The sequence below is a fragment of the Enterococcus sp. DIV0008 genome, assembly GCF_050542615.1.
Taxonomy (GTDB): domain Bacteria; phylum Bacillota; class Bacilli; order Lactobacillales; family Enterococcaceae; genus Enterococcus_D; species Enterococcus_D innesii.
Genome location: NZ_CP172937.1, coordinates 1,253,096 through 1,264,688 on the forward strand (window position 1 = coordinate 1,253,096; position 11,593 = coordinate 1,264,688).

General features: G+C 42.9%; 10 protein-coding genes. 7 read left to right on the forward strand and 3 right to left on the reverse strand.

Going from position 1 to position 11,593, the window contains the following annotated elements:
• The first annotated feature begins 37 nt into the window (after window positions 1-37).
• Together IGI84_RS05910 and IGI84_RS05915 are read left to right on the forward strand one after the other, a co-directional pair.
• Window positions 38-1,789 (forward strand): ABC transporter ATP-binding protein, encoded by a 1,752-nt coding sequence (locus tag IGI84_RS05910; RefSeq protein WP_430600884.1) that lies wholly within the window; start codon window positions 38-40, stop codon window positions 1,787-1,789.
• Window positions 1,776-3,557, forward strand: a complete 1,782-nt coding sequence (locus IGI84_RS05915; RefSeq protein WP_077452509.1) for an ABC transporter ATP-binding protein — start codon at window positions 1,776-1,778, stop codon at window positions 3,555-3,557. The genes IGI84_RS05910 and IGI84_RS05915 overlap by 14 nt, the downstream gene beginning before the upstream one ends.
• Window positions 3,558-3,632: 75 nt before the next feature.
• Here IGI84_RS05915 and IGI84_RS05920 read toward each other — a convergent pair whose 3' ends face one another.
• Window positions 3,633-4,274: a copper homeostasis protein CutC gene (locus tag IGI84_RS05920; protein ID WP_430600885.1), complete on the reverse strand. Its 642-nt coding sequence runs from the start codon at window positions 4,272-4,274 to the stop codon at window positions 3,633-3,635.
• Between the two features lie 102 nt (window positions 4,275-4,376).
• On the opposite strand from IGI84_RS05920, the gene IGI84_RS05925 reads away from it, so the two are divergent.
• The 5 genes from IGI84_RS05925 (at window position 4,377) to IGI84_RS05945 (ending at window position 9,750) form a co-directional block, all read left to right on the forward strand.
• On the forward strand, window positions 4,377-5,219 hold the full coding sequence (locus IGI84_RS05925; protein ID WP_200125156.1) for a methyltransferase domain-containing protein: 843 nt from the start codon (window positions 4,377-4,379) through the stop codon (window positions 5,217-5,219).
• A gap of 352 nt (window positions 5,220-5,571) precedes the next feature.
• A complete protein-coding gene (gene trmL / locus IGI84_RS05930) occupies window positions 5,572-6,075 on the forward strand; it encodes a tRNA (uridine(34)/cytosine(34)/5-carboxymethylaminomethyluridine(34)-2'-O)-methyltransferase TrmL (protein WP_077452506.1) in 504 nt (167 codons plus the stop codon).
• Between the two features lie 17 nt (window positions 6,076-6,092).
• Window positions 6,093-6,746, forward strand: a complete 654-nt coding sequence (locus IGI84_RS05935) for a histidine phosphatase family protein (protein ID WP_086292693.1) — start codon at window positions 6,093-6,095, stop codon at window positions 6,744-6,746.
• A gap of 20 nt (window positions 6,747-6,766) precedes the next feature.
• The gene (recD2, locus tag IGI84_RS05940) at window positions 6,767-9,421 is read left to right on the forward strand and encodes an SF1B family DNA helicase RecD2 (RefSeq protein ID WP_200125154.1); all 2,655 of its coding nucleotides are present in this window, start codon (window positions 6,767-6,769) and stop codon (window positions 9,419-9,421) included.
• A gap of 101 nt (window positions 9,422-9,522) precedes the next feature.
• Window positions 9,523-9,750, forward strand: coding sequence for a cold-shock protein (locus tag IGI84_RS05945; RefSeq protein ID WP_077452503.1), 228 nt, complete (start codon window positions 9,523-9,525; stop codon window positions 9,748-9,750).
• Window positions 9,751-9,854: 104 nt separating this feature from the next.
• On the opposite strand, the gene IGI84_RS05950 is transcribed toward IGI84_RS05945, so the two are convergent.
• Both IGI84_RS05950 and IGI84_RS05955 read right to left on the reverse strand, forming a co-directional pair.
• Window positions 9,855-10,478 (reverse strand): response regulator transcription factor, encoded by a 624-nt coding sequence (locus tag IGI84_RS05950; protein ID WP_200125152.1) that lies wholly within the window; start codon window positions 10,476-10,478, stop codon window positions 9,855-9,857.
• Window positions 10,475-11,584, reverse strand: a complete 1,110-nt coding sequence (locus IGI84_RS05955; RefSeq protein ID WP_430600958.1) for a sensor histidine kinase — start codon at window positions 11,582-11,584, stop codon at window positions 10,475-10,477. The genes IGI84_RS05950 and IGI84_RS05955 overlap by 4 nt, the downstream gene beginning before the upstream one ends.
• Window positions 11,585-11,593: the final 9 nt, after the last annotated feature.

Below are 11,593 nucleotides of genomic sequence, written 5' to 3' on the forward strand. Positions count from 1 at the left end.
TCAAAACGCTAAGCTTAACAACGAGAGGGGGAATTAGATGAGTAATACACAATGGATCTGGCGCTATGCCAAAAAGAACCGCGGAAAAATCATATTGGCGATCCTATTTTTAGTGATCAATGCAGCGCTGATCATTGTTAATCCGTACTTGGGAGGAATGGTGATCGACGATGTCATCAATCAGCAAAAAACGCACTTATTGATTCCATTACTGTTGATCATGATTGCGACGACCGTCATTCGCACCATTGTCCGCTATAGTTATCAGATTTTATTTGAACGGGTCGGACAAAATACGCTATACGATTTACGGGAAGATTTGTATCAGAAACTGCAAGAATTGGATTTCGACTTTTTCAATCACACTCGTGTGGGAGATATTATGGCACGAATGACAGGGGATACCGATGCCATTCGCCACTTTGTTTCTTGGGTGACCTATAATATCGCTGAATGTATCTTATGGTTCTTTTCAGCGGTGGTGGTGATGAGCTTTATTGATTGGAAATTGATGCTGGCACTGGTGGCTGTCACACCGATCATTTTTCTGTTGACCAACCGCATGTCTAAAAAGGCACACCAATTGTTTTTTGACATTCGTGAGAGCTTTTCTCGCTTGAACTCAATGGTAGAAGAAAATATTGGCGGCAATCGGGTCGTAAAAGCCTTCGCTCGTGAAAATTTTGAGATCGAAAAATTTCGCTCCTACAACGAAGATTTTAAGACCCGCAACATGGCATCTGCCAAAGTTTCCCGTACCTATCTGCCCTGGCTTGATGGCTTAGCAGGAAGTTTGTCAGTCATTGCCTTAGTTTTAGGCGGAATTTTCGTAATCAATGGGGACATGACCTTAGGAGATCTTGTTGCGTTTAATGGTTATCTATGGATGTTGAACAACCCCATGCGTATGAGTGGCTGGTTGATCAACGATGTTCAGCGATTTTCTGCGGCCTGTATCAAAATTCGACAAATGCTGGCACAAGAATCGAAAATACCGGTTCACCAACAAGAAAAATTAGAACCGATCAAAGGATTTGTGGAATTTAAAGATGTCTCTTTCCATTTTTCAGATGATCCAGAGCAAAATGTACTGGAGAACATCAACTTCAAGATTGGGCCGGGACAAACGTTAGGGATCTTAGGCGAAACCGGCTCTGGAAAAACGACGTTAGTAAATTTAGTTGGACGTTTTTATGATCCGACTGAAGGGGAAGTATTGATTGATGGAAAAAATGCCAAAGAGTATCCTGTGCGTCAAATGCGTGAAAATATTTCGATGGTGATGCAAGATGTCTTCTTGTTTTCTAATACTATCTCTGACAATATTGCTTTTGGAAATCCTTTAGCAGATGAAGGCTTTATTCGCCAAATGGCCGTAGTCGCCGATGCAGATACCTTTATTTCTCGAATGCCTCAAGGCTACGAGACGATTGTCGGTGAACGAGGCGTCGGACTTTCTGGCGGACAAAAACAACGGATCTCCCTTGCGCGGGCCTTAGCCAAAGATCCATCGATCTTGATTTTGGATGACACGACGTCTGCCGTCGATATGGAGACAGAATCGAAGATCCAACAAGAGCTGACAAAATTAACAGGAGAGAAAACGACGTTTATCATTGCTCATCGGATCTCCTCTGTTCGAGAAGCCGATCAGATTTTGATGATGGAAAAAGGTCGGGTTGTCGAACAAGGCACTCACGAAGAACTCGTCAAACTGCGAGGGAAGTACTATGAAGTGTATCAAAAACAATTAGGCTTGTCAGGAGGTGAAGACGATGGCGAGAAATAAATTTGATGTGGATGAGGAATTAGACCAGGAATTTAGCTGGAAGGATTTCAAGCGTTTGTCCCAATACGTCGTACCGTATAAAAAAAGTATTGGGAAAGTACTATTTACGATCATCCTGGCAAACTTAGCAGGAATGCTGGCGCCTGTTTTCACGAAGATCGCCATCGACTCATCGATTCCTGAGAAAAATGTCAATCAATTGCTGCTTTTAGGAGCTGCCTTTCTAGTGACCTTGATCGTTATTGGCGTCTGCATGCGTTATCGTATCTACCATATTACGAATATTGGGCAAGACGTATTGAAGGATATGCGCTTTGATATTTTTGAACATTTGCAGCGGCTGCCGTTTTCTTATTTCGATACAAGGCCCCATGGCAAGATCTTGATCCGCATCGTAAACTACATCAATACACTGAGTGACCTGTTGAGTAATGGACTAATCAATTTGATTTCCGATGTTTTCAACGTCATCATCACCTTGATTTTTATGTTTGCGATCGACTTCAAATTGACCCTGTATTCCCTTGCGTTGCTGCCAATCTTGTTCATCATGGTGATGGTAATCAAAAATAACCAGCGCAAAGCTTATCAGGTGTTGAGTAATAAACAGTCCAATTTAAATGCCTACATTCATGAAAGTATTGCCGGCATCAAGATCACCCAATCCTTCGCACGGGAAGAAGAAAATGCAGAGATTTTCCAAGAAGTCAGCAATGATTATCGGACTTCCTGGATGAAAGCTGTCAAAATTCAGTTTCTCATGTGGCCTGGGGTGCAAAACATTTCAGTCATTACGACTTGTTTGATTTATTTTGTCGGCATTCGCCAAATCGGTGTCGATGTCAGCACAGGTACTCTGATCGCTTTTATCAGTTATATCAATAATTTCTGGAATCCAGTCATCAATATCGGGAATTTTTATAATTCTTTGATTACAGCAACAGCCTATCTTGAACGGATTTTTGAAACGATGGATGAAGTCCCAGATATCGAAGACAAACCAGATGCAAAAGTATTGCCGACGATGAAAGGGACCGTTGATTTTGAACACGTGACCTTCCGATACGAAGAAGGCAAAAACATTCTTTCTGATGTCAATTTCCACATCGAACCCGGGGAAAGCATTGCTTTGGTTGGTCCTACCGGTGCAGGAAAGACCACGATCATCAACTTGCTGAGCCGCTTTTATGATGTCAATGAAGGCAGTGTCAAAGTGGATGGAATGGATGTTCGTGACGTGACGCTGGAATCCCTGCGCTCACAGATGGGGGTCATGCTGCAAGATACCTTTATTTTCTCAGGAACGATCATAGAAAATATTCGCTATGGAAAATTAGATGCGACAGAAGAAGAGATCATTGAAGCAGCGAAGATCGTCCGTGCTCACGACTTTATCACGGAGTTGAAAGACGGCTATCAAACCGTCGTCGAAGAACGAGGAAGTACTTTATCTGCGGGGCAACGGCAACTGATTTCCTTTGCCCGAGCGTTGTTGGCTGATCCAAAAATCTTGATCTTAGATGAGGCTACTTCTAGTATCGATACGAAGACAGAAGAATTGCTGCAAGAAGGACTGTTGAAGCTGTTAGAAGGCAGAACTTCATTCATCATCGCTCACCGGCTGTCCACAATCAAAAATTCTGATCGAATCTTTTACGTGGCAGGGGGCACGATTGCTGAATCTGGTAACCATGATCAGCTAATGGCACAAAAAGGCTTGTACCATCATTTGTATCAATCACAATACGACTTATTGCAAGCCATATAAAAAGAATCCCCACAAACGATGCGTTCTCATCGTTTGTGGGGATTTCTTTGCGTGATTCTTTTGTGTCACGCAAGCTCAATCATTAAGGTCGACGATTCTGGTTCCATGAACTTCTTTTACACCTAATGTATCAGCAACATGTTGGGCATTTTCAAAGGAAATGCCACCGCCAGGTAAAATCGTTAAACGCTCACCAGCATAGGCGATCAATTCTTTCAGATGATCGAAGTTGTCTTCAATCGGAGTCCCTGCAGCACCACCATGGGTCAAAATCCGCTGTACGTCATGCTCAGCTAACCAATCGATCGCTTTAAATTGGCGCGCTGCAGGAATCGCGTCGAAGGCCATGTGAAAAGTAACCTGCAAGCCTTCTGCGGTTTCTAACAATAGCTCCAATGCTTCTTCGTCTAACCAGCCGCTAGGAGTTAAGCAACCTAGAACAACGCCGTCTGTTCCTAGTTTTTTTGCTTCGATCAAGTCGGTGTGCATGATTTTCAACTCAGTGTCATTGTAAACAAAATCACCGCCTCGAGGTCGGATGATTGTCATAACGGGAATTCCTTTTTCACCAGCATATTGCAAAACTTCTTCTTGCACACCGGTACTTGGTGTTGTTCCGCCGACTGCTAAATTATCACAGAGTTCAATCCGCTGTGCGCCTCGGGCGATTGCTAAGGGAATATTGGTATAATTTTCTGCACAAAATTCTTTTAACATGATTTACCTCCAATAGATGGTTGTTCAGTTGATTTGTTATTCTATCCACTAGCATTCTACCACAAGAATATGCTAAAGTAGAGCAGAGATGAGGGAAGTTGAATGTTAAAAAAAATCGATCGCGGGCGCCTTTTTTTAAACGCCCATTATCACTTATTTGAATGTCCATTGTGCCGCCAAGCATTTTTCCCGACCGAAAATGGCTTGGTTTGTCCAAATCGTCATCGATTTGACTTATCAAAGAAAGGCACACTTTTCTTTTTGGATCATCAAGTCAAAGCAGATTATGATCAAGCACTGTTTCTGCCGCGTCAACGTATGATTGCTAGCGGCATGTATGCACCAGTCATTGAATGCATCAAAGCAGTTTTGGGGGATGCTAAGCATCTTTTAGATGTCGGCTGCGGCGAAGGCAGTTTTCTGGCTCAGCTGGTCAATGAAGAGACCCAGGCGGCTGTCGGCTTTGATATCGCCAAAGACGGAGTTTATCTAGCAACCAATCAAAACGTACCGGCTTTTTGGTGTGTGGCGGATCTGACCAACTTGCCGTTTGCTGAAGCGAGCTTTGATACGATTTTCAATCTATTTTCGCCGTCAAATTATGGGGAGTTCAATCGTATTTTGAAAAAGGGTGGACAGTTGATCAAAGTCGTCCCTGCGGCGGATTATTTAAAAGAATTGCGGGCTGCTTTTTATCCGAATGATGAAGCGAAACAGCAATACTCAAATGAACGGGTCGTCACTAAATTTTTTGAACATTACCCTGACGCCTCCCGTCAAAGAGTGACACATGTTTTTACGATCCCTGAAGAAAATCGCCAAGATTTACTTGCCATGTCCCCGTTAGAGTGGGGGGCTTCGGAGGAACGCAAAGAAAAGCTCCGGCAAGCTCCTTTGAGACAGATCACTGTTGATGTTGAGGTGTTGATTGCGAAAATTTCCTGAAAATATTTTGAACTTTTTTGTTATTTACTCTTGCAATCATGCCATGGGAGTGATATATTGTTCTCAAGTCATTTTTCATTGGTTTTTATCAGGTTCCTGTTCTGATAAAAGTTAGTGAAAAGAGCTTCACTAACGTAACGACTCGCAGTGATCGACACCGAGTTGGTACGTTTTTTTTATGCCCAAAATTCTATACAAAAAATGTCGTTTCTAAAAAACAAGCGTGCCAAAATATGGTACTATAGAAGTTATTGAAGAATCTATTGAGAATCAATTGTAAAACGCAAGATACAGAGACACAAAGGAAAGCGAGAACCGATCGGTAGTATCCGAGCGAAAGGAGTTTTTATCTATGAATCACATCGTTCTTTTTGAACCTCAGATCCCGGCCAATACGGGAAATATTGCACGGACGTGCGCAGCAACAAATACTCATTTACACTTAATCGAGCCTTTAGGCTTTTCAACGGATGACAAGCAATTAAAACGAGCTGGGCTTGATTATTGGCATGATGTCAATATTACCTATCATAAAGATTTAGCTGCTTTTATGGACTTTTTAGGGGAGCGTCCGTTGTATCTGATTTCGAAATTTGCCAATCGCGTGTATTCTGACGTCGATTACACCGCAGATGATGATCAGTTCTTCATTTTCGGGAAAGAAACGACGGGGCTTCCAGAAAGTTTTATGCGTGAGCATGCCGAAAAATGTTTGCGGATCCCAATGAATGATGAGCATGTTCGTTCCCTTAACCTATCAAATACGGCTGCTTTGATCATTTATGAAGTTTTGCGACAGCAAGGCTTCCCAGAATTGGAATTGACGCATCATTATGAGAACGACAAATTAGACTAAGAAGCGAGGCTTTTTCGATGCAATTATACTTTACCCGTCACGGAAAAACAGAGTGGAACCAAGCACGCCGCTTTCAAGGAATGCTGGGGGATTCGCCGTTATTGCCAGAAAGTTATGACGAAATTAAATTACTCGGTGATTATCTGGCAGCTATTCCTTTTGAGAAGATTTACTCAAGTACATCTTTGCGAGCAAAAGTGACTGCCCAAGAGATCCAAGCAAGACTCCAACACCCAGTTGAAATCATTTATAATGAGAATCTGCGAGAAATCGGACTCGGTGAATTGGAAGGTCAGTCCATCGATGAAATGCATGAGAAGTATCCCCAACAACTGACTGATCTGCGTAATCACTTGGATCGTTACGATCCAAGTGCCTTTAAAGGTGAGCCGATCCAAGAAACATTGAGCCGGATCGAGACCGTCGTCATGGATGCGGTGATGCAGCATGAAGGCCCATTATTGTTCGTCGGGCATGGGGCATCCTTTACGGCTGCTATTCAGTGGCTTGCAGGCAAACCATTAGCCGAATTAAGAGAGCAAGGTGGATTAGTCAATAACAGCGTTAGCTTATTAGAGACGAATGAACAAAAAGTATTGCCTTTTGAACTAAAACTTTGGAATGAAGCAAGCTTTTTAAGCAATCAGGCAGGATTAGACGCTTTGTTGTAAACCATGAAAGGAGCGGCACCATGATTCCAGAAAGAACGTTTTTTGTCGGCCATGTTGCCGCCATCTTTTTCCAGAATCCCAGCAATTTTTATAAAGTACTATTAGTTAAAGTCACTGAGAATAATGCCGACTACAAAGACTCGGAGATCGTCGTTACTGGTAGTTTCGGCGAAATCCAAGAAGAGGAAAAGTATCGGTTTTTTGGTGAGCTGGTCAATCATCCCAAGTATGGTGTCCAGTTGAAGGCCGAAAGCTACCAACAAGAACAACCGACCTCTGAACAAGGGTTGATCGCCTATCTTTCTGGAGAAAAATTTCCGGGGATCGGCAAGAAGACCGCTGAAAAAATCGTTGACCTTTTAGGAGAAGAAGCGATCGACCGGATGCTGGAAGAACCAACATTGTTGGAGCAGATTCCAGGATTGAATGAAAGTAAGCAAAAAATGATTTTAGATACTGTACGGCAAAATCATGGGATGGATCAAGTGATCGTTGGCTTGAGCCGCTATGGTTTTGGTAGTCAGCTTTCTTTTGCAATCTATCAAGCCTACAAAAATGAAGCATTATCAATTATCGAAGAAAATCCTTACCAGTTGGTGGAAGACATTGAAGGCATTGGCTTTAAACGCGCAGATGGCATCGCTGAGCAGCTAGGGATCGAAGCTTCGTCGCCGCAACGGTTTCGAGCGGCGGTCTTGCATCAGATCTTTGCGCAATCCTTGCAGACAGGCAATACCTTTATCCATGCCCAAGACTTGTTAGAGCAGACACTGCGTTTATTAGAAACGAGTCGTCCTATTGAGATTGCGCCAGACGACCTGGCATCAACGATCATTCAATTAGTGGAAGAAGGAAAAATCCAGCAAGAAGAAACTCGTTTGTACGAAAACAGTCTGTACTTTTCTGAATGGGGAATCGCTAGTTCCATCGAGCGCTTGCTTTCCCGCAAAAAAGAAATCGTCTATCCTGAGAAAACAATCAGCAAAACGCTGCGAAAAATTGAGAAGCATTTAGGTATCACCTATGGGTCTTCGCAAGAAGAAGCAATCAAAGAAGCCATTCGTTCGCCATTGTTTATTTTGACAGGTGGTCCGGGTACCGGGAAAACGACGGTGATCAATGGGATCGTACAATTGTTTGCTGAGTTGAACGATCTGGACTTAGAGCCATCAAAATACAGTGAAGAAACCTTTCCGATTCTCTTGGCAGCACCGACTGGTCGAGCCGCCAAACGGATGAATGAAACGACAGGCTTGCCAAGCGGGACGATCCATCGTTTGTTAGGCTTGAACGGACGTGAAAAAGCGCCATCGATTAGCCCGAAAGAATTAGAAGGCGGCTTATTGATCGTCGATGAGATGTCTATGGTCGATACATGGTTGGCGAATACGCTCTTTAAGTCAATCCCTACAAACATGCAAGTGATTTTTGTGGGGGATAAAGATCAGCTTCCTTCTGTGGGACCAGGACAAGTCCTTCATGACTTGCTAGCGATCGATGCGATCCCGAAACAAGAATTGACGGAAATCTATCGTCAAGGAGATGGATCAAGCATCATTCCACTGGCTCATGCCATCAAAAACGGACAGCTGCCTGCTGATTTTACACAAAACCAAAAAGATCGCTCCTTCTTTGCGTGTGATGCTTACAAAATCGAACCGTTGATCGCTCAGATCGTGAAACGGGCAAAAGACAAAGGCTACACGCCGCAAGATATTCAAGTGTTGGCACCGATGTATCGTGGGGCAGCCGGGATCGATGCTCTGAATAAAATGATGCAAGAGATTTTTAACCCCAATGATGGGACAAAAAAAGAGGTGACCTTCAATGATACGGTGTATCGTATCGGTGATAAGGTTTTGCAGTTGGTAAACTCACCAGAAGATAACGTGTTTAATGGCGATATGGGCCAAATCGTTGGGATCACTCTAGCCAAACAGTCGGAAGACAAGGTTGACGAACTGGTCATTCAGTTTGATGCCAATGAAGTGACCTATAAGCGGAATGAATGGAATAAGATCACATTATCTTACTGTTGTTCGATCCATAAATCTCAAGGTAGTGAATTTCAAATGGTTATTTTGCCGATGGTTCATCAATACCAACGTATGCTGCAACGCAATCTGCTTTATACTGCTGTGACCCGCAGCAAAGAAATGCTGATTTTACTTGGTGAACCGCAAGCCTACCAAACTTGTGTCAGCCACGAATCTGCTACTCGCTTAACGACATTAAAAGAACGTATCAATGGTACGGAAAAAATGACGCCGCTGCAACGAGCAAAATTGGCCCAATTTGAAGAAGCGGATGATCCGTTTTATGATGATTCCTCTGAAAACAGGAAAGTAAAAACGTCATCGACGAAGTTACAGGACCAATCCAGTGCGGAAGCTGCTGCGAACCAGCAAGTTGCAGAAAAGACCTCTGATAGTGGGCTGGACTTGTTTGCTTTTGCTGAGACTGAGCCGTCGACATCAAATCAGACAGAAATTGCAAAGCCTCTGTCAGGGGGAAAAGACCTAAGTGAAGGGACTATGGGGGAAGAAGCACTCATCGAAGAAACGTCGAACGATGGTGTATTGACCTTAACGATGGTCAAAAAGCATTTAGTGGATCCAATGATTGGCATGAAGGACTGTTCTCCATACGACTTTATGCCCGCAAAAAACGGCTGATTGAAAGATGAGAAAATACTAAAAAAGGTACCTTAGTGAGCGCTTTCTTTTGGTTTTTTAGCTTCTTATGCTAAGCTAAAATCAAAAGGAGGCGTTACGTTATGACGAAAGAAACCGAAGATAAATTAGCAAAATTAGCAAAAGAATCTGGCAACGACTTTAAGAAACTAGATGAGATGGAAAAAGAATTTAAACTAGATGAAAGTCCCGATGCAGAACGAGGCGAGCGGGATGAATCAGGGTTAGAAAAAACGTTAGAAAAGGCGCCGATTTTCCCGCCTAACACACCGAACAATCCAACGAATCCCGGCAGTCCCGGAAATCCATAGCTTGTCCACTAAAAACTACGACAGTCGGATAATCGAGTAGAAAACAAAAAACCTGAAGAATGCAGCTTCGCATTCTTCAGGCTTTTTTTTGCAATCGATGAGACTTACTGTAAATGCTGATAAAAATAGATTGCTAATTGCGTGCGATCCCGCAATTCCAGTTTTTCCAGTAATTGACTGATGTAATTACGGACAGTACCATCACTCAAGTACAAAGCATCGGCAATTTCTTTATTGTTTTTTCCAGCGGCTACTTCTTTGATGATCGCAAATTCACGTTCGCTAAAAGAAGCTTGATTGTTAATTGATGGTTCGTTCTTCATTAGCTGCGTGAAGGTCTCAACGATTTCATTCCCGAAGACAACTTGGCCATTATAAGCGGCTTTGACAGAAGGGATGATCGCTTGCAAATTCTGCTTGATCAAATAACCTTTCACACCGATGGAAAAGGCTTCGCGAATGTATTCTTCATCTTTGAAGGTAGTCAATAGCAAAAGGATCGCTTGGGGAAATTTAGCCAATATTTCTTTGGCAGCATCGATCCCCGTTTGTTCCGGCATGCGGATGTCTGTCAGCAAAACGTCAGGATGATAGGTTTCATATAATTCCAGTGCGTCTTCGGCACAATGGCCGATGCCCAGCACCTGAATCTCTTCTGTGTTTTCTAAAATGGTTTGCAAAGATGTGGTCACAAACGGATCATCGTCAATAATAACTACAGTAATCATGGGTGTTCCTCCTTTGGTAAAATGATCGTCAGTTGAAAGCGTTGGTTTTCTTGTAAAATATGAACTTGTCCTTGTTGTTCTTGGACCCGTTGACGCATCGTTTTCAGACCGATTCCAGTGTCTGGATTTTGAGGTGTGCGGACGCCATCATTCGTGATTTGCAAGCGAAAAAATGCAGGCAGCGTTCGAAAATGCAACACGAGGGTTTTCGCGTGACTATGTTTGATACTGTTGGTTAAGGCTTCTTTGATGACCATTAGGAAACAGTTTTGCTGTGCTTCATTCAACCCTTCAAATAGGTTTCCTTCAATCGTGACAGGTGATGGAAAATCAGCAATTAGAAACTCTAAGGATTGCTGGAAAGAAATTGATGTCTCGTGGAGATCGTGAACACTTTGTCGAATGCGATCCATCCCTGTATGAACGGTAGCACTTAAATTTGCTAGGGGGTCATTTAGTTTTGGCTCTTGATTGATCATTTCAAGCGCGCCAATCTGTAAAATGGCACTCGACAGTAGATGGCCGACATTGTCATGGATATCGCGAGCAATTCGATTTCGTTCTTCGGCAATTTGCAAGGCTAACTTTGTTTCTTGTGATAGGGCTAGCGCTTTGTTTTGCTGCGATAACTGTTGCTGCTTTTCCCAATGGGTATCTTTTGAAGCGATGTACTTTTTCTCAAGATCAGACATTCGCTGATCTTTTTTGCGTAAGTAAAAAGCAAAGAGCAACAAAAGGATGACAAAAGCGAGCTCCGTGAGAGAATGATGGACAACCGTTGCGATCAATAAAAATCCTAATAAAAATAGAACATCATCTTTACTATCTTCCGGAGCGATCACCCGCATCAATGCAGGCAGAAAGAGGGCAAGCTCTGGCCAAAACGTACATAGAAGCAACAGAATAACTTGAAAAAACCAGTTTGCTATTCTAGGCAGTAAATAACTGACGCCAGTAAATATAACGGCGATCAGTAGATAGATGACCTGCACAGCAACAAAACCTTGATTTACCAATAAAAGTAATGAGACGGCGAGTAGGAAGCCAGCTTCGCTGAGTAGTCGAGATTTAGACATGATAAACTCCTTCATTGTGACAAATGTCATGCTTAGTTT

What these genes read in the sequence shown, in the direction of transcription:
- IGI84_RS05950 (WP_200125152.1), bottom strand. Translation starts at nt 10,478, where the DNA reads ATGATTACTGTAGTTATTATTGACGATGATCCGTTTGTGACCACATCT.
- recD2 (WP_200125154.1), top strand. Translation starts at nt 6,767, where the DNA reads ATGATTCCAGAAAGAACGTTTTTTGTCGGCCATGTTGCCGCCATCTTT.
- trmL (WP_077452506.1), top strand. Translation starts at nt 5,572, where the DNA reads ATGAATCACATCGTTCTTTTTGAACCTCAGATCCCGGCCAATACGGGA.
- IGI84_RS05925 (WP_200125156.1), top strand. Translation starts at nt 4,377, where the DNA reads ATGTTAAAAAAAATCGATCGCGGGCGCCTTTTTTTAAACGCCCATTAT.
- IGI84_RS05910 (WP_430600884.1), top strand. Translation starts at nt 38, where the DNA reads ATGAGTAATACACAATGGATCTGGCGCTATGCCAAAAAGAACCGCGGA.
- IGI84_RS05915 (WP_077452509.1), top strand. Translation starts at nt 1,776, where the DNA reads ATGGCGAGAAATAAATTTGATGTGGATGAGGAATTAGACCAGGAATTT.
- IGI84_RS05945 (WP_077452503.1), top strand. Translation starts at nt 9,523, where the DNA reads ATGACGAAAGAAACCGAAGATAAATTAGCAAAATTAGCAAAAGAATCT.
- IGI84_RS05935 (WP_086292693.1), top strand. Translation starts at nt 6,093, where the DNA reads ATGCAATTATACTTTACCCGTCACGGAAAAACAGAGTGGAACCAAGCA.
- IGI84_RS05955 (WP_430600958.1), bottom strand. Translation starts at nt 11,584, where the DNA reads ATGACATTTGTCACAATGAAGGAGTTTATCATGTCTAAATCTCGACTA.
- IGI84_RS05920 (WP_430600885.1), bottom strand. Translation starts at nt 4,274, where the DNA reads ATGTTAAAAGAATTTTGTGCAGAAAATTATACCAATATTCCCTTAGCA.